The organism is Streptomyces sp. NPDC002788 (assembly GCF_053592115.1).
The window spans coordinates 23112-39295 of the sequence record NZ_JBSFVB010000013.1 but is presented as its reverse complement, the minus strand read 5'-3'; the positions used below and the strand labels follow the sequence as shown (position 1 = coordinate 39295).

Below are 16184 nucleotides of genomic sequence, written 5' to 3'. Positions count from 1 at the left end.
ACGTGAGCACCCCCGACCTTCCCCTCGCCTCCACCGGAGGCTGCGGAGACGGCTGCGCCTGCGGCGCGGACGACGAGGCATACCTGGAGTGCGGCCTGGACCCCGCACTCGCCCAGCTCCTGGCCGACGCCGGCCTCGACCCCGTCGAGGTCGAGGACATCGCCAACGTGGCCATCCAGGAGGACCTGGCCCACGGCGTGGACGTGACGACGGTCGCGACGATCCCCGAGGACGCGGTGGCCACCGCCGACTTCACCGCGCGCGAGACGGGCGTCGTGGCCGGCCTCCGCATCGCCGAGGCGGTCATCTCGGTCGTCTGCGAAGAGGAACTGGAGATCGAGCGCCACGCCGAGGACGGCGACCGCGTCGAAGCGGGCCAGAAGCTCCTGTCGGTCACCACCCGCACCCGCGACCTCCTCACGGCAGAGCGCAGCGCCCTGAACATCCTGTGCCGCCTGTCGGGCATCGCGACGGCCACGCGCGCGTGGGCGGACGTCCTGGAGGGCACCAGCGCCAGGGTCCGCGACACCCGCAAGACGACACCCGGCCTGCGCTCGCTCGAGAAGTACGCGGTCCGCTGCGGCGGCGGCGCCAACCACCGCATGTCCCTCTCGGACGCGGCCCTGGTCAAGGACAACCACGTGGTCGCCGCCGGCGGCGTCGCCGAGGCCTTCCAGGCGGTCCGCGAACGCTTCCCCGACGTCCCGGTCGAGGTCGAGGTCGACACCCTGGACCAGCTCCGCGAGGTCCTGGACGCCGGTGCCGATCTGATCCTCCTGGACAACTTCACGCCGGGCGAGTGCGCGCAGGCCGTCGCCATCGTCCAGGGCCGCGCCGCCCTGGAGGCCTCGGGCCGCCTCACACTCGACAACGCCAAGGCGTACGCGGACACCGGCGTCGACTACCTCGCCGTCGGATCCCTCACCCACTCCTCGCCGATCCTGGACATCGGCCTGGACCTGCGGCCGGCGGAGTAAGGGAGCGGGTACGGCCATGCTGCTGACGATCGACGTAGGAAACACCCACACCGTCCTCGGCCTGTTCGACGGCGACGAGATCGTCGAACACTGGCGCATCTCCACGGACGCCCGCCGCACCGCCGACGAACTGGCGGTCCTCCTCCAGGGCCTGATGGGGATGCACCCGCTCCTGGGCGACGAACTGGGCGACGGCATCGACGGCATCGCCATCTGCGCGACCGTCCCGTCGGTCCTGCACGAGCTCCGCGAGGTGACGCGCCGCTACTACGGTGACGTCCCGGCGGTCCTCGTCGAACCGGGCGTCAAGACGGGCGTCCCGATCCTGATGGACAACCCCAAGGAGGTCGGCGCGGACCGCATCATCAACGCGGTCGCGGCGGTCGAGCTCTACGGCGGTCCCGCGATCGTCGTCGACTTCGGCACGGCGACGACGTTCGACGCGGTCAGCGCGCGCGGCGAGTACGTCGGCGGCGTCATCGCCCCCGGCATCGAGATCTCCGTGGAGGCCCTCGGCGTCCGCGGCGCCCAGCTCCGCAAGATCGAGGTGGCCCGGCCGCGCAGCGTCATCGGCAAGAACACGGTCGAGGCGATGCAGTCGGGCATCATCTACGGCTTCGCCGGCCAGGTCGACGGGGTCGTCAACCGCGTGGCCCGCGAGCTGTCGGAGGACCCGGACGACGTCACGGTCATCGCGACGGGCGGCCTGGCACCCATGGTCCTGGGCGAGTCATCGGTCATCGACGAGCACGAGCCGTGGCTCACGCTGATCGGCCTGCGGCTGGTCTACGAGCGGAACGTGTCGCGTATGTGATCCGGCGCGCGGCGGTGCGGGGGGCGTCACGCGACTCGGCGGAGCGGGGTGCCGCTGCGCCCACCCTTGCCGCCCCGGAGGCACGACTGCCCGCAGCCGGGGGTGCCGCAAGGCGCCTGGACCCGCCGGCTCGCGGAAGGGGACGTGTCGGCACACCCGGCCCCGGCCCACCCCCACCCGAGTGGTCCCCCACGCCACACCTGCCCCCTATGTCGGAATTTGTCTGATTAGCGAGTATCGTCGCCGCATGCCCACGCCATACGGATCCCGCGGCGGCATGGCGTTCGGCGTGGAGGAGCTGCGTGTGCTCCGCCGCGCTCTCGCCCTCGCCCTCCACCCCACCCCTGCCTCGTCCGACGACGTCCAGGACTGCCTCCGCCTCGCAGAGTCGCTCGACGAGGCGATGCGGGAGGGAGCCAGGCTGCGTGCCTTCCTCGTGGCCGACCTGGGCCTGTACCGCGCCGCCCTCCCGGGCACCGCCGCCGGCTACCTCACCCTCCTGGACGAGGCCCTGGCCGCCGGCTACCGCCCCCACCCCGACGACCTCGCCGCCCTCCGCGCCCTGCGCGGCAACCCCACCGCCGCGGCCCTCCTGGACCGCTGCACGGTCACCCTCGTCACCACAGGGCCGGCCCCCGCCGACACCGTCCCCGCTTCCCGTGCGCGCACCCGCACCCGCCTCCTGGCCCTCCCCGGCGGTGCCGACAAGCAGCCCGAGAAGAAGCCCGCGCGGAAGCCGGAGCAGCCCAAGCCCGCCCCCAAGCCCTCCCCGGCCCCGGACCCGGCCCCCGCCCCGGGCACCCCGAAGCCCTCCCGCCCGATCCCCACCCCGGGCGAGGTCTTCCCGCGCCGCAAGCCGACTCCGCCACCCCCGTCGAGCCCCCAGCAGCTCGCCGCGGGCTGACGTGGCTACCCTGGGGCCATGGACTACGTCTCCGCGCTCCTGCCCCCGGTCGTCATGGCCGTCTTCTTCATCGGCGTGATCCGGGTGATCGTGAAGACCCAGGGCGGCGCCAACAAGGCCAAGGAGGACGCGGCCGTGGACGCGGCCCTCGCGCGCGTGGAGGGCGCCCGTCAGTCCGCCGCGACGCCCCCCAGGGCCGAGGCCTGACCTCGCCCCTCCGACGGCGTACGACTCCGCGAGCCCGTACCCGCACCGTCCGGCGCCCGCCCCGCGTGGCCCGCGCATTCGAGTGGTACGCCCTTTTTGCTCCCGTTCGCCGGTGAAGCGCACGTCCGTCACGCCATTACCGAGATCTCCCACTATTGTTCTGAGCTGTGCCTCGCCCATTGGGAGAACTCGAAGACGCGGTCATGTCGCGGGTGTGGAAGTGGAACCGCCCGGTGACCGTTCGAGAAGTCCTGGAAGATCTTCAGAAGGAGCGGTCCATCGCCTACACCACGGTGATGACCGTTTTGGACAATCTTCATCAGAAGGGCTGGGTGCGCCGCGAGGCGGAAGGCCGTGCCTATCGATATGAGGCCGTCTCCACCCGTGCTGCCTACGCCGCCGCCCTGATGAACGACGCCTGGTCGCAGAGCGACAACCCCGCCGCAGCTCTCGTCGCCTTCTTCGGCATGATGAGCGAGGAACAGCGCCAGGCTCTCACCGATGCCGTACGCATCGTCCAGGGACCGGAAACCCAGGAACCGACCGAACCGTCGGAATCCACCGGACCGACGGAACCCGCGGAACCTCCGCGACCAGTGGAAGACCCGGAAGGCCCGCCGGAGAACCCCGCCTCGGCTTCGGATCCCGGCGGGCGATAGCGTCCCGTCATGTCCGCGAAGAGCCCCGAAGTCACCGCAAAAGCCATCACCGTCCGACGGGCCCGCACCAGCGATGTCCCCGCGGTACGCCGACTCCTCGACGCCTACGTCCGCGGCGGCATCCTGCTCGACAAAGCAACGGTGACGCTTTACGAGGACATCCAGGAGTTCTGGGTCGCGGAACGGGACGACAACGCCGAGGTCGTCGGCTGCGGCGCGCTGCACGTGATGTGGGAAGACCTCGCGGAAGTCCGCACTCTCGCGGTGAAGCCGGGCCTGAAGGGCGCGGGCGTCGGACACCGAGTGCTGGAGAAGTTGCTGCAGACCGCTCGCTGGCTCGGCGTTCGCCGCGTTTTCTGTCTGACCTTCGAAGTCGACTTCTTCGCCAAGCACGGCTTCGTCGAGATCGGTGAGACACCCGTCGACACGGATGTCTACGCGGAGCTGCTGCGTTCCTATGACGAGGGTGTCGCGGAGTTCCTCGGTCTCGAACGAGTGAAACCGAACACCTTGGGCAACAGCCGGATGCTTCTGCATCTGTGATCGCCGGGGCGGACAACAGACCGGCCACAAGACGGCCCGCCCCGGTTCGGCAAGGCATATTCTGCGGCGCCACCCCCTTCCCCGGTGCCCTATGTCCGAAACGCGCACGTTTCCGGACGGAGGCGGGCCTGCCGGTCTCTGCCGAGGGTTTGTGTTTTTCCGGCAAAAGCGGTTTGCTTTCCGACGTACTGCAGTACTGCATATAACAGGGGACGGCGATACGGCGGAAGCCTGCACCCCCCGGCCCTGAAGATATCGATGAAAGGAAATCCGGTGGCACAGAAGGTTCAGGTCCTTCTTGTCGACGACCTCGACGGTGGCGAGGCGGACGAGACCGTGACGTTCGCGCTGGACGGCAAGACGTACGAGATCGATCTCACCACCGCCAATGCGGACAAGCTCCGTGGCCTTCTCGAGCCTTACGTGAAGGGCGGTCGTCGTACCGGAGGCCGCGCTTCGGGCGGACGCGGAAAGGCGCGCGCGACTTCGGGCGGCAGCCAGGACACCGCGGCCATCCGCGCCTGGGCCAAGGAGAACGGCTACGAGGTCAACGACCGCGGCCGTGTCCCCGCGACCATCCGCGAGGCCTACGAGAAGGCCAACGGCTGAACAGCGGCACTACCGACCCTGCGCACGCAAGGCCGGCGGCTGGGCGCATGCGCGCCGCAGCCGGATCCGGTGGCATCGCGTGGCCACCGTGTCCACCAGCCGTACGAGATCGGGGGCGTCTCCACCGCCCCCCAAGGCCGACAGCGTCGGCAGCGAGGCCTCGACCTCGCATCCCGGCTCGGGGGGCCGCAGCCATACGGCGGCCCCCTGGGAACCGACTGGTCCCAGGGGAAGCGGCCGACCGGCGCGGGAACCGGGACCGGAGGGCGGCAGCGCGTGCCTGAGCGGTGTGTCCGTGCCGGGGGGCAAGGGGACATCCGTCTCGCGGGGCGACGGAACGCCCGTCCCGCGGGGCATCGCGGCATCCGACTCGCCGGGCAGCGGCCCGCCCGTCTCGCGCGCCCGGGGCGCGCCCCTCTCCTCGCAGAACCCGGGGGGCAACGGCGCGTCCATGAGGCCGCCCGCACCGATCGCCACCAGGTCCAGCGGCAGCGACCCCCAGTCCAGCCACTCCAGCAGCCCCGGCAACTCCTCCGCGCTGCCCGGTGCCACCAGGAGCCGCATCCGGCCGCCGTGCACCGCCACGGGTGATCCCGGCACCAGATGCCGCAGGGCCCCGCGGCCCGCCTCGGCCGGTACGTCCAGGACGTCGAAGCGCGCTCCCACCACCAGCCGCAGAGGATCGCCGGACGCCGTCGGCCAGCCCAGTTCGTTCGCGTACCACCGCCGGACCTGACCGCTCGCTTCGGGGCCCGTCTCGTCGGAGCCGGAAGGATCGAGCGGCCGGCGGGGGAGCGGGACGAGACGGAGCGTGGACGCGGTCACCGCGTGGGGGGCGCCGAACATGCCAAGTGCAACAGTCGGAAGGGCCTGCCGGTTACGGCAAGTGGTGCAGTGAGTGCACCGAGTGGCCAAACGGGGGCGCGCAGGGGGCCCGGGGAGGCGCAAGGTTGTTCGCCCGTAGCGGAGGGAACGGGGGCGCTCGGCATGGACTTCCGGTCCCTACGGGTAAGACATCCCTAGTGGGAGGGGGCGACACGCAGGAAAGGACGTCTCACGTTCGCCATCGGCGTACTGGCGAGTGGGGTATCTGCCTGGCCTGCGGGAACATCGTCTCGCACCATCGGGTTGGAGCAGATGTCGGCGTTCGGGGTCAGGAGGCCAAGGACGGTGTCGGCAGTTGGAATGAGCGGTCCCCGCTTGCGGGACTAAGCTGCGGAAGGACAGGGAGGGGAAGTTCCCCCCACTGCCTGACCGCTCTGAGGAGCGATTAACGATGTTCGAGAGGTTCACCGACCGCGCGCGGCGGGTTGTCGTCCTGGCTCAGGAAGAAGCCCGGATGCTCAACCACAACTACATCGGCACTGAGCACATCCTCCTGGGCCTGATCCACGAGGGTGAAGGTGTCGCCGCCAAGGCCCTTGAGAGCCTCGGGATTTCGCTCGAGGCGGTCCGCCAGCAGGTGGAGGAGATCATCGGCCAGGGCCAGCAGGCCCCGTCCGGCCACATCCCCTTCACCCCCCGTGCCAAGAAGGTCCTGGAGCTGTCGCTCCGCGAGGCCCTTCAGCTGGGCCACAACTACATCGGCACGGAGCACATCCTGCTCGGCCTGATCCGCGAGGGCGAGGGCGTCGCCGCCCAGGTTCTCGTCAAGCTGGGCGCAGATCTGAACCGCGTGCGGCAGCAGGTGATCCAGCTGCTCTCCGGTTACCAGGGCAAGGAGACCGCCACCGCCGGCGGTCCTGCCGAGGGCACGCCCTCCACGTCCCTGGTCCTCGACCAGTTCGGCCGGAACCTCACCCAGGCCGCTCGTGAGTCCAAGCTCGACCCGGTCATCGGGCGCGAGAAGGAGATCGAGCGGGTCATGCAGGTGCTGTCCCGCCGTACGAAGAACAACCCCGTCCTGATCGGTGAGCCCGGCGTCGGCAAGACCGCCGTCGTCGAGGGTCTCGCTCAGGCCATCGTCAAGGGCGAGGTGCCCGAGACCCTCAAGGACAAGCACCTCTACACCCTGGACCTCGGCGCGCTGGTCGCCGGCTCCCGCTACCGCGGTGACTTCGAGGAGCGCCTGAAGAAGGTTCTCAAGGAGATCCGCACCCGCGGCGACATCATCCTGTTCATCGACGAGCTGCACACGCTGGTCGGTGCGGGTGCCGCCGAGGGCGCCATCGACGCGGCCTCCATCCTGAAGCCGATGCTCGCCCGCGGTGAGCTGCAGACCATCGGTGCGACCACCCTGGACGAGTACCGCAAGCACCTGGAGAAGGACGCGGCCCTCGAGCGCCGCTTCCAGCCCATCCAGGTCGCGGAGCCGTCCCTGCCGCACACGATCGAGATCCTCAAGGGCCTGCGTGACCGGTACGAGGCACACCACCGCGTCTCCATCACGGACGAGGCGCTGGTCCAGGCCGCCACCCTGGCCGACCGGTACATCTCGGACCGCTTCCTTCCGGACAAGGCGATCGACCTGATCGACGAGGCCGGTTCCCGGATGCGCATCCGCCGGATGACCGCGCCGCCGGACCTGCGCGAGTTCGACGAGAAGATCGCCGGCGTCCGCCGCGACAAGGAGTCCGCGATCGACTCGCAGGACTTCGAGAAGGCCGCCTCCCTCCGCGACAAGGAGAAGCAGCTCCTGGCCGCCAAGGCCAAGCGGGAGAAGGAGTGGAAGGCCGGCGACATGGACGTCGTCGCCGAGGTCGACGGCGACCTGATCGCCGAGGTCCTCGCGACCGCCACCGGCATCCCGGTCTTCAAGCTCACCGAGGAGGAGTCCTCCCGCCTGCTGCGCATGGAGGAGGAGCTCCACAAGCGGGTCATCGGCCAGAACGACGCCGTCAAGGCGCTGTCGAAGGCGATCCGCCGTACGCGTGCGGGACTCAAGGACCCGAAGCGTCCGGGTGGCTCGTTCATCTTCGCCGGCCCGTCCGGTGTGGGTAAGACCGAGCTGTCCAAGGCGCTCGCCGAGTTCCTCTTCGGCGACGAGGACGCGCTGATCTCCCTCGACATGTCGGAGTTCAGCGAGAAGCACACGGTCTCGCGTCTCTTCGGTTCGCCCCCCGGCTACGTGGGCTACGAGGAGGGCGGCCAGCTGACCGAGAAGGTCCGCCGCAAGCCGTTCTCCGTCGTCCTCTTCGACGAGGTCGAGAAGGCCCACCCGGACATCTTCAACTCGCTGCTGCAGATCCTGGAGGACGGTCGCCTGACCGACTCCCAGGGCCGGGTCGTGGACTTCAAGAACACGGTCATCATCATGACGACCAACCTCGGCACCCGGGACATCTCCAAGGGCTTCAACCTGGGCTTCGCGGCCTCCGGTGACACGAAGACCAACTACGAGCGCATGAAGAACAAGGTCTCGGACGAGCTCAAGCAGCACTTCCGGCCCGAGTTCCTCAACCGCGTCGACGACGTGGTCGTCTTCCCGCAGCTGACCCAGGGCGACATCCTGCGGATCGTCGACCTGATGATCGGCAAGGTCGACGAGCGCCTGAAGGACCGGGACATGGGCATCGAGCTCTCCCAGTCCGCCAAGGAGCTGCTGGCCAAGAAGGGCTACGACCCGGTGCTGGGTGCGCGTCCGCTGCGTCGCACCATCCAGCGCGAGATCGAGGACTCGCTGTCGGAGAAGATCCTCTTCGGCGAGCTGCGTCCCGGTCACATCGTGGTGGTGGACACCGAGGGCGAGGGCGAGACCAAGACCTTCACCTTCCGGGGTGAGGAGAAGGCGGCCCTGCCCGACGTCCCGCCGATCGAGCAGGCGGCCGGCGGCTCGGGTCCCAACCTGAGCAAGGACGCGTAAGCGTCACAGCCGAATGAGAAGGGGCCGGTGCCGAAAGGCACCGGCCCCTTCCGCGTGCCGGGCTCCTGCAAGGCTGCTCCGACGTGCGCCTTGAAGCGGGCGTTCTCGCTGCTCGGTGTACTGGCGGACGGTCGCCGACGGCGCCGCGCCGCACGACGCGAGGGAACACGGCGGCGACCACAGGTGCCTGTGTGTGATGGCACGGTCGGTCTGGCCGGTGGACGCTCCCCCGGCCTTCAGCCGGGAGGTGCCCCCAGCCGTATCCGGCGGGCGGAGACGCCCTTGAGGCTGTTGACCGGCATCGAAACGGCGATCTTGGACTTCAGGCCAGGAAGCACGTCACGACAGCTGCCCGTCGTAGTCCGGCAGCTTGAACGTCTTCTCGGCGTGGCCGCCGGAGAGGTCGGTGGCGCTGTTGCCGATGTTCGCGATGATCGTGTAGCCCTTCCGTTCGATGGCGACGCGCTGGGCCGTCTTGTACTCCGCGACGTTCCTGAAGAGGTCGATGAAGTTGCGAACGTGCAGCCCGGAGACCTGGTAGCCGACCTGCTTCAGGTTGTACTCGGTGAAGGCGTGGACGATGTCCGGGCGGGCGGTCACGAAGAACAGGGCGACCCCGCGCTCCTGCGCGTATCCGGCGACGTCCAGGACCGGCTTGTTGGCCGGCTGCGGGTAGCTGAAGCCGAAGTCGGTCTCGAGCGTGGTGTTGTCGATGTCGAAGACGATCGCCTGCTTCTCGCCAGGCTCGGCCGCCGCGATCCGCTGCTTCAGGTAGGGCAGGGCCTGGTCCATCACGGCCTGGCAGTCCTTCTGCCAGGTCCCGTGGTCGACGTCTGCGGCGGCGGCGGCGCTCGGGGCGGCGGCCGTGGAGGCCCGGGTGGCGGTCGTGGCGTCGGCCGGTGCGGCCATCGCCACGAGGGCGGCCGCCGAGACGGCGGCCGCTGACGCACGGCGCAACCAGGGGCGTCGGATCTGCATGTCGTGGGGTCCTCTCACGTCCGTGACGCTGCCAACATGGCGTGTGCATGTTCGTTCGCGAGGGTGGCGCGAGGGGAACCGTAGGGTTACCGGGCGGTAGGCGCCTAGAGGCGTACGCCACATTTCCGGAATGGCTGAAGAGGGCCTCCGGTGACATGCCGCACAGGCGATATGTCCCTTACTACCCGGAATAGTGGCTAACGGGCTGGTGAGAAAGAGTTCCCTGCCCTGCCGTCTGGGGTGAAGTACGAGCTAATGCCCTGATTGGCCCTGAATGGGTGCTGTGTCAAGAGACGTAGAACACTGAACCAAAGTACTAACTCAGGCCGTAGATCACGCTTTTGGGAGTTTGTCGGACTTCGGGTTACCAAGGGATGGCCATTCGGTGAGCGACTGTGCGCCGGGTGGTTTTCTCCGTCCCCTTCCATACGAGGTTTCGATGTCCCAGCGCGTCACGTCCCGCTCTTTCCGTACGTCCCAGCTCCGCACCCGTGCGACCGTGCTGGCCGCCGGCCTCGGTGTCTCGGTCGCACTGGGAGCCGGGGTCGCGTCCGCCGCCGACACCACGGCCGCGTCCGGTGCCGCCGGTGCCGTCCAGGCGCAGGCCGCCGCCCAGGCCGAGGCCGCGAAGGCCGAGAAGGCCGCCAAGGCCGCCGCCGCCAAGAAGGCGGCCGCGAAGAAGGCCGCCAAGAAGGCCACGCCGTCCTGGGTCGACCCGGTGAAGAAGTACAAGCTGTCCGCGAGCTTCGCCCAGAGCGGCGGCATGTGGCAGTCCACCCACAGCGGCCAGGACTTCGCCGTACCGACCGGCACCCAGGTCGTCGCCACGCACGGCGGCACCGTGGTCAAGGCCGGTGGCAACGGCGCCGGCGACGGCCCCGCCTACGGCAACGCCGTCGTGATCAAGCACGGCAGCGGCACGTACTCGCAGTACGCCCACCTGTCGCAGGTCAAGGTGAGGATCGGCCAGATCGTCAAGACCGGCCAGGAGATCGCCCGGTCCGGCAACACCGGCAACTCGAGCGGTCCGCACCTGCACTTCGAGATCCGTACGACCCCGAACTACGGCTCGGCGGTCGACCCGGTGAAGTTCCTGCGCGCCAAGGGCGTGAAGGTCTGACCCGATCCCGGCCCTAGGAGCCCCCGGCTCCCCGGTGGGCCTGGGTCACCAGGTCCGTGGCGACCTCGAGGACGGCTCGGTTCTTCTCCTCGGGGTCGCCTTCCATGTCCTGCATCAGGAACATCCCGGCGTGCAGCGTGAAGAGCGCGCTGAGGCAGCGGACCTGGTCGACCATGTCCGCGTCCGGGTCGATGATGATGTCGCGCAGGCTGCGGATGCGTTCCTTGAAGGAGTCGCCGATGCGCAGCTCGCGTACCGTCGCCTGGTTCTCGTGCATGAAGCGGAACAGCGGGGCCGCCTGGGCGAGGGTGTCGGCGTAGCGGCGGACGATCTCCTGCTTGGTGTCCAGGGTGTGCGGCTGCTGCCGGCCCCAGTCGATCAGGTCCTCGATCGGCTGGGTGAGGTCCTCGAAGATGCTGACGAGGATCTCTTCCTTCGTCTTGAAGTGGTAGTAGAGCGCCGCCTTGGTGACGTCCAGGCACTCGGCGATCTCGCGCAGGGACGTCTTCTCGTAGCCCTGCTCCGCGAAGAGGTCGAGGGCCACGTCCTGGATGCGCCGGCGGGTGTCCCCGCGGCGCCGATGCTTGGTGCCGTCCATGGTGCCGCCCATCCTCCTACGTCGCCCCGCTTTCCATAAAACTTACTTGACGCCCGGCTAGTTCCGCGGCTAGTTTCCGAGTGTAGTCACTAGCCGGTCGGCAAGTAAGTAGCGGTAGCAGGGGGAGTGGGAAGCGATGACGGACACAACGGACGGATCTGCGGCGGTCGGCGCCGACGCCGGGGCCGAACAGCCGAAGAGCGTACGGGTCGTGCTGCTCGCGCTCATGATCGCGATGATGCTCGCGATGCTCGACAACATGATCATCGGCACCGCGATGCCGACGATCGTCGGTGAGCTGGGCGGGCTCGAGCACCTCTCCTGGGTGGTCACCGCCTACACGCTCGCGACAGCGGCCTCCACCCCGCTGTGGGGCAAGCTCGGCGACATGTACGGCCGCAAGGGCACGTTCTTGTCGTCCATCGTCATCTTCCTGATCGGCTCCGCGCTCAGCGGCATGGCCCAGAACATGGGCGAGCTCATCGGCTTCCGGGCCGTGCAGGGCCTCGGCGCCGGCGGTCTGATGGTCGGCGTGATGGCGATCATCGGTGACCTGATCCCGCCCCGGGAGCGCGGCAAGTACCAGGGCATGATGGCCGGCGTCATGGCGCTGGCGATGATCGGCGGCCCGCTGGTCGGCGGCACCATCACCGACAACTGGGGCTGGCGCTGGGCGTTCTACATCAACCTGCCGCTCGGTGTGGTCGCGCTGGTCGCCGTCAGCGCCGTGCTGCACCTGCCGAAGAAGCGGGCGCAGGCGCGCATCGACTACCTGGGCGCCGGGCTGCTGACCATCGGCATCACCGCGATCGTGCTCGTCACCACATGGGGCGGCACCGAGTACGCCTGGGACTCCGCCCGGATCATGGAGCTGATCGGCATCGGGGTCGCCGCGCTCGTCGGATTCGTGTTCTGGCAGACCAAGGCCGCGGAGCCGGTGCTGCCGCTGCACATCTTCCGCAACCGCAACTTCACGCTGATGTCCGTCATCGGCTTCATCACCGGCTTCGTGATGTTCGGCGCCACGTTGTTCCTGCCGTTCTACCAGCAGGCGGTGCAGGGAGCCTCCGCGACCAACTCCGGGCTGCTGCTCCTGCCGATGCTCGGCGCGATGCTGGTCACCTCGATGGTCGCCGGGCGGGTCACCACCAGCACCGGCAGGTACAAGGTCTTCCCCGTCCTCGGCAGCGCGCTGATGATCGTCGGCCTGTACCTGCTGTCCACGATGGACACGGAGACCTCGCGGTTCACCTCCGGTGTCTTCATGGCCGTGGTCGGGTTCGGCATGGGCTGCCTGATGCAGATCACCATGCTGGTCGCGCAGAACAGCGTGGAGATGAAGGACATGGGCGTCGCGTCCTCGTCCACGACGCTCTTCCGCACGCTCGGCTCCTCCTTCGGCGTCGCGATCATGGGCGCGCTGTTCAACAACCGCGTCCAGGAGGTCATGGCCGAGCGGGCCGGGGCACTGGGGTCCAAGGTGACCGAGCAGTCCGCGCAGCTCGACCGGGCGAGCCTGGCGAGGCTGCCGGAGGCGGCACGGGACGCCTACCAGCACGCGGTGTCCGCCGGCACGCACTCGGCGTTCCTGCTCGGGTCCGTGGTCGCGGTCCTCGCGCTGGCGGCGGCGGTGTTCGTGAAGGAGGTGCCGCTGAGGGGAGCGGGGCCGAAGGCTTCGGAGGACGGCAAGGTGGACGGCCCGGCGGCACGGGCGCCGATGGCCGAGGCGCTCTGACCGGCCCCTGACGGCAGGCCCCGGGCGGTGTCCACCCGGGGCCTGCGCCATGCCCGCGTACGGGCCCGGGCCGCTGTCAGACCCCGTGCCACCATCGGTCGCATGGACAAGACGCGGCAGGTGCGGCTCGCCAAGGACGCCATGGACCGGGACTGGGCCGATCCGGAGCTCGACCTGGACACCGTGGCGGCGCACGCCGGGTACTCGCGGTACCACTTCATCCGCGCCTTCAAGGAGGCGTACGGCGAGACCCCCGGCCAGTACCTCACCCACCGCCGTATAGAGCGAGCCGAGGACCTGCTGCGCACGGCGAACCTGTCCGTGACGGAGATCTGCCACCTGGTCGGCTTCAGCAGCGTCGGCACGTTCTCGGCGCGCTTCAAGGCGTGGACCGGACTGACCCCGAGCGAGTACCGGACGAAGCACGTGGGCCGCGGAGCCGCCCTCATACCCGGCTGCTACGCCATGCTCTGGGCGGGCGGCTTCCGCACGGCGCCCGACCCCGGCAAGCGGCCCGCACCCGGCGTCGGCCGGCCGCCGGAAGCCGGACCACGCAGGGAGCGCAACTCCGAAGAAGCGGGCTGACGCCCCCGCTGCCTACCGTGGCAGGGCAAGCACCGAACAGCCGCCGAGCAGCAGGAGCGCGTCATGATCAAGGGTCTCGCCATCTCGACCGTCTGGGTCCTCGACCAGGACCGGGCCAGGGAGTTCTACACGGAGAAACTGGGCCTGGAGGTCCGTACGGACATCACCATGGGCGAGGGCGGCATGCGGTGGCTCACGGTCGGCTCGCCGAACCAGCCCGACGTCGAGCTCACCCTGATGGTGCCGGGAGGGCCCGCGATGGACCCCGAGTCCGCCGAGATGCTCAAGAAGCTGGTGACGAAGGGGGCGCTCGGTGCGGGCGTGCTGACGACCGACGACATTCACGGCGACTACAAGAAGCTCAAGGACCGGGGCGTGGAGTTCCTCCAGGAGCCGCAGGAGCGCCCGTACGGCACGGAAGCGCTGTTCCGCGACGACTCCGGCAACTGGTTCTCCTTCACCCAGCCCCGCGAGGGCGGACTCGACATGGAGCAGGACTGGTCCTGTTGATCCGGGAGGCCCGCGAGGCCTACGACCCCGTCAGCACCGGATAGCTTCCCGTGTTGGTCGGCGCGTGCTCCGGCAGCCACAGCACCGCCACCGCGCCCTCGGCCGTCACACCCTCCGGCGACCCCGGCGTGCGGACGTTGCGGAAGGTGAGCCGGGCGCCCAGCACCCGGGCCTGCCCGGCCGCGATGGTCAGGCCCAGGCCGTGCCCCTGGCCGGACCGGTCCTTGCTGCCGGTGCGGAAGCGGCTCGGCCCCTCGGCGAGCAGGTCCTCGGGGAAGCCCGGTCCGTGGTCGCGGACCCGGATGACCCGGCCCTCGACGGTGACCTCGATGGGCGGCTTGCCGTGCCGGGCCGCGTTGGCCAGCAGGTTGAACAACACCCGCTCCAGCCGCCGCGGATCGGTCGTGACCTCCGACTCGTGCACGATCCGCACCTCGACGTCCGGGTCCTTGGCCGCGACCCGCCGGGCGACGAACTCGCCCAGCATGATGTCCTGCAGCTCCGCCCGCTCCGAGGCCCCGTCCAGCCGGGCCACCTCCAGCACGTCCTCCACGAGCGTGCGCATGGCCTTGGCCCGGTCCAGCACCAGCTCGGTCGGGCGGCCGGGCGGCAGGAGTTCGGCGGCGGTCAGCAGCCCCGTCACCGGTGTGCGCAGCTCGTGCGCGATGTCGGCGGTGACCCGCCGCTCGGCCTCGATGCGCTGCCGCAGCGCGTCCGCCATGGCGTCCACCGCGCTCGCCAGGTCGTCGGTCTCGTCCCGGACGACCCCGCCCATGGCGTCCCGAACGCGCACGTCCGTCTCGCCGCCCGCGAGCTGGCCCGCCGCGATGGCCGCCTTGCGCAGCCGCCGCGAGAGGTGCCCGCCGATGAGCACGCCGAGCGCGCTGCCGCCGAGGACGACCGCGATGGACCCGATGAGCAGGGCCTGGTCGAGGTCCTGCAGGATGTCCGAGCTGCGGTCGGTGAAGCCCGAGTGCTGGGACATCACCTGCCCGTTCTTCAGCGGCACGGCGGCCCATATGTCGGGCACGCCACCCGGCCGGTCGGCCACGTAGGTCGCCCGTTGGCCCGCCGCGACCCGGTCCCGCAGCGCCTGCGGCAGATCCGGGTCGTTGATCTTGGTGTTGGGGAAGTTCACCCGACCCGACAGCTCGAAGTTCCGCTGGGCGATCATGATGCGCTCGTCGGCGAGGTCACGCGCGTTGTCCAGCATCGACACCCGGGCGGCGTTGTGCACCACCAGGCTCAGCGCGATCGCCACCAGCGCCCCGACCAGCGCGATGGCCGCGCTCAGCTTCCACCTGAGACCCGTACGGATGCCCGCCCGGTCCAGGCCCGTGGCGACCAGGCGCCGGAAGTGCCCCCTCATAACCCCTGCTCAGGCCTTCAACTTGTAGCCGAAGCCGCGGACCGTCTCGATCCGGTCCTGGCCGATCTTCTGCCGCAACCGCTGCACGTGCACGTCGACCACGCGGGTGTCCCCGCCCCAGCCGTAGTCCCACACCCGCTCCAGCAGCTTGTCGCGGGAGAGCACCGTGCCCGGCGCGGAGGAGAACTCCAGCAGCAGCCGCATCTCCGTCGGCGTCAGCGCCACCGGCTGCCCGGCCCGGCGGACCTCCATGCCCTCGGTGTCGATCTCCAGGTCACCGAAGGTCAGCACCCCGCCGCCCGCCGGGCCGGCCGGCTCCTCGCCCCGGCCGCTGCCCGCGTGCCCGAAGCGGCGCAGCACCGCGCGGATCCGGGCGACCAGCACGGCTCCGTCGAACGGCTTGGTCACATAGTCGTCGGCGCCCGCCTCCAGGCCCAGGACGACGTCGATGGAGTCGGCACGCGCCGACAGCATGATGACCGGCACGGTCGACTCGTCCCGGATACGGCGGCACAGGCTGACCCCGTCGAGGCCGGGGACCATGACGTCGAGCAGCGCGATGTCGGGGCGGTCCGCCCGGAACGCCTCCAGGCCCGACAGTCCGTCGGGCATGGCGGTGACCACGAAGCCGTCCCGTTCCAGGGAGAGCTGCGTGGCCTCGCGGATGACGTCGTCGTCCTCGACGAACAGGACGTGGGTCTGATCTGCCATCCCGGTGCTCTCAGTCCTTCGTGGTCCGTGGGTGCGTTCCGTCTGCTGGGACGCACGATCCGT

The 16184-nt window shown here is 69.7% G+C and carries 17 protein-coding genes; 12 read left to right on the top strand and 5 right to left on the bottom strand.

Annotated features, from left to right (window positions below; genetic code table 11):
- Positions 1–2 precede the first annotated feature (2 nt).
- From nadC to ACWD1U_RS23715, 7 genes are all read left to right on the top strand, one after another.
- Positions 3–977 carry a carboxylating nicotinate-nucleotide diphosphorylase gene (gene nadC, locus ACWD1U_RS23745; RefSeq protein WP_451110289.1) on the top strand — a complete coding sequence of 325 codons (975 nt, stop codon included), beginning with the start codon at positions 3–5 and terminating at the stop codon, positions 975–977.
- Positions 978–993: 16 nt separating this feature from the next.
- Positions 994–1791: a type III pantothenate kinase gene (locus ACWD1U_RS23740; protein WP_451110287.1), complete on the top strand. Its 798-nt coding sequence runs from the start codon at positions 994–996 to the stop codon at positions 1789–1791.
- Between the two features lie 247 nt (positions 1792–2038).
- Positions 2039–2695, top strand: a complete 657-nt coding sequence (locus ACWD1U_RS23735) for a hypothetical protein (protein ID WP_451110285.1) — start codon at positions 2039–2041, stop codon at positions 2693–2695.
- A gap of 18 nt (positions 2696–2713) precedes the next feature.
- The gene (locus ACWD1U_RS23730; RefSeq protein ID WP_451110283.1) at positions 2714–2902 is read left to right on the top strand and encodes a hypothetical protein; all 189 of its coding nucleotides are present in this window, start codon (positions 2714–2716) and stop codon (positions 2900–2902) included.
- A gap of 203 nt (positions 2903–3105) precedes the next feature.
- Positions 3106–3561, top strand: coding sequence for a BlaI/MecI/CopY family transcriptional regulator (locus ACWD1U_RS23725; RefSeq protein ID WP_451110630.1), 456 nt, complete (start codon positions 3106–3108; stop codon positions 3559–3561).
- 9 nt (positions 3562–3570) lie between these two features.
- Positions 3571–4104 (top strand): amino-acid N-acetyltransferase, encoded by a 534-nt coding sequence (locus ACWD1U_RS23720; RefSeq protein ID WP_451110281.1) that lies wholly within the window; start codon positions 3571–3573, stop codon positions 4102–4104.
- A 273-nt stretch (positions 4105–4377) separates the two neighbouring features.
- Positions 4378–4713, top strand: coding sequence for a histone-like nucleoid-structuring protein Lsr2 (locus ACWD1U_RS23715; RefSeq protein WP_451110280.1), 336 nt, complete (start codon positions 4378–4380; stop codon positions 4711–4713).
- Between the two features lie 9 nt (positions 4714–4722).
- Here the strand turns inward: ACWD1U_RS23715 and ACWD1U_RS23710 are convergent, their stop codons facing one another.
- Positions 4723–5559, bottom strand: coding sequence for an SCO3374 family protein (locus ACWD1U_RS23710; protein WP_451110279.1), 837 nt, complete (start codon positions 5557–5559; stop codon positions 4723–4725).
- 430 nt (positions 5560–5989) lie between these two features.
- On the opposite strand from ACWD1U_RS23710, the gene ACWD1U_RS23705 reads away from it, so the two are divergent.
- A complete protein-coding gene (locus ACWD1U_RS23705) occupies positions 5990–8515 on the top strand; it encodes an ATP-dependent Clp protease ATP-binding subunit (protein ID WP_451110278.1) in 2526 nt (841 codons plus the stop codon).
- Between the two features lie 339 nt (positions 8516–8854).
- Here the strand turns inward: ACWD1U_RS23705 and ACWD1U_RS23700 are convergent, their stop codons facing one another.
- Positions 8855–9493 carry an HAD family acid phosphatase gene (locus ACWD1U_RS23700; RefSeq protein WP_451110277.1) on the bottom strand — a complete coding sequence of 213 codons (639 nt, stop codon included), beginning with the start codon at positions 9491–9493 and terminating at the stop codon, positions 8855–8857.
- 439 nt (positions 9494–9932) lie between these two features.
- Here ACWD1U_RS23700 and ACWD1U_RS23695 point away from each other — a divergent pair, with 439 nt between their 5' ends.
- The gene (locus tag ACWD1U_RS23695) at positions 9933–10613 is read left to right on the top strand and encodes a M23 family metallopeptidase (protein WP_451110276.1); all 681 of its coding nucleotides are present in this window, start codon (positions 9933–9935) and stop codon (positions 10611–10613) included.
- Between the two features lie 13 nt (positions 10614–10626).
- Here the strand turns inward: ACWD1U_RS23695 and ACWD1U_RS23690 are convergent, their stop codons facing one another.
- Positions 10627–11223, bottom strand: coding sequence for a TetR/AcrR family transcriptional regulator (locus ACWD1U_RS23690; RefSeq protein ID WP_451110274.1), 597 nt, complete (start codon positions 11221–11223; stop codon positions 10627–10629).
- A 124-nt stretch (positions 11224–11347) separates the two neighbouring features.
- On the opposite strand from ACWD1U_RS23690, the gene ACWD1U_RS23685 reads away from it, so the two are divergent.
- The 3 genes from ACWD1U_RS23685 to ACWD1U_RS23675 all read left to right on the top strand — a co-directional run bounded on the left by ACWD1U_RS23685 (position 11348) and on the right by ACWD1U_RS23675 (position 14041).
- Complete coding sequence (locus tag ACWD1U_RS23685) at positions 11348–12946, top strand: MDR family MFS transporter (protein ID WP_451110273.1); 1599 nt, start codon at positions 11348–11350, stop codon at positions 12944–12946.
- Positions 12947–13048: 102 nt separating this feature from the next.
- Positions 13049–13531, top strand: coding sequence for a helix-turn-helix transcriptional regulator (locus ACWD1U_RS23680; RefSeq protein ID WP_451110271.1), 483 nt, complete (start codon positions 13049–13051; stop codon positions 13529–13531).
- Positions 13532–13594: 63 nt separating this feature from the next.
- Positions 13595–14041: a VOC family protein gene (locus tag ACWD1U_RS23675; RefSeq protein WP_451110269.1), complete on the top strand. Its 447-nt coding sequence runs from the start codon at positions 13595–13597 to the stop codon at positions 14039–14041.
- 19 nt (positions 14042–14060) lie between these two features.
- Here ACWD1U_RS23675 and cseC read toward each other — a convergent pair whose 3' ends face one another.
- Together cseC and cseB are read right to left on the bottom strand one after the other, a co-directional pair.
- Entirely contained in the window at positions 14061–15410 is a 1350-nt protein-coding gene (cseC, locus tag ACWD1U_RS23670; RefSeq protein ID WP_451110268.1) for a two-component system sensor histidine kinase CseC, read from the bottom strand.
- 9 nt (positions 15411–15419) lie between these two features.
- Positions 15420–16121, bottom strand: coding sequence for a two-component system response regulator CseB (gene cseB / locus ACWD1U_RS23665; RefSeq protein WP_451110266.1), 702 nt, complete (start codon positions 16119–16121; stop codon positions 15420–15422).
- Positions 16122–16184: the final 63 nt, after the last annotated feature.

Excerpts from the sequence above, each read along its gene's own strand:
- ACWD1U_RS23740 (WP_451110287.1), top strand. The coding sequence starts at position 994 with ATGCTGCTGACGATCGACGTAGGAAACACCCACACCGTCCTCGGCCTG.
- ACWD1U_RS23725 (WP_451110630.1), top strand. The coding sequence starts at position 3,106 with ATGTCGCGGGTGTGGAAGTGGAACCGCCCGGTGACCGTTCGAGAAGTC.
- ACWD1U_RS23700 (WP_451110277.1), bottom strand. The coding sequence starts at position 9,493 with ATGCAGATCCGACGCCCCTGGTTGCGCCGTGCGTCAGCGGCCGCCGTC.
- ACWD1U_RS23705 (WP_451110278.1), top strand. The coding sequence starts at position 5,990 with ATGTTCGAGAGGTTCACCGACCGCGCGCGGCGGGTTGTCGTCCTGGCT.
- ACWD1U_RS23735 (WP_451110285.1), top strand. The coding sequence starts at position 2,039 with ATGCCCACGCCATACGGATCCCGCGGCGGCATGGCGTTCGGCGTGGAG.
- ACWD1U_RS23710 (WP_451110279.1), bottom strand. The coding sequence starts at position 5,559 with ATGTTCGGCGCCCCCCACGCGGTGACCGCGTCCACGCTCCGTCTCGTC.
- ACWD1U_RS23685 (WP_451110273.1), top strand. The coding sequence starts at position 11,348 with ATGACGGACACAACGGACGGATCTGCGGCGGTCGGCGCCGACGCCGGG.
- cseC (WP_451110268.1), bottom strand. The coding sequence starts at position 15,410 with ATGAGGGGGCACTTCCGGCGCCTGGTCGCCACGGGCCTGGACCGGGCG.
- ACWD1U_RS23720 (WP_451110281.1), top strand. The coding sequence starts at position 3,571 with ATGTCCGCGAAGAGCCCCGAAGTCACCGCAAAAGCCATCACCGTCCGA.
- ACWD1U_RS23730 (WP_451110283.1), top strand. The coding sequence starts at position 2,714 with ATGGACTACGTCTCCGCGCTCCTGCCCCCGGTCGTCATGGCCGTCTTC.
- ACWD1U_RS23680 (WP_451110271.1), top strand. The coding sequence starts at position 13,049 with ATGGACAAGACGCGGCAGGTGCGGCTCGCCAAGGACGCCATGGACCGG.
- cseB (WP_451110266.1), bottom strand. The coding sequence starts at position 16,121 with ATGGCAGATCAGACCCACGTCCTGTTCGTCGAGGACGACGACGTCATC.
- ACWD1U_RS23675 (WP_451110269.1), top strand. The coding sequence starts at position 13,595 with ATGATCAAGGGTCTCGCCATCTCGACCGTCTGGGTCCTCGACCAGGAC.
- ACWD1U_RS23690 (WP_451110274.1), bottom strand. The coding sequence starts at position 11,223 with ATGGGCGGCACCATGGACGGCACCAAGCATCGGCGCCGCGGGGACACC.
- ACWD1U_RS23695 (WP_451110276.1), top strand. The coding sequence starts at position 9,933 with ATGTCCCAGCGCGTCACGTCCCGCTCTTTCCGTACGTCCCAGCTCCGC.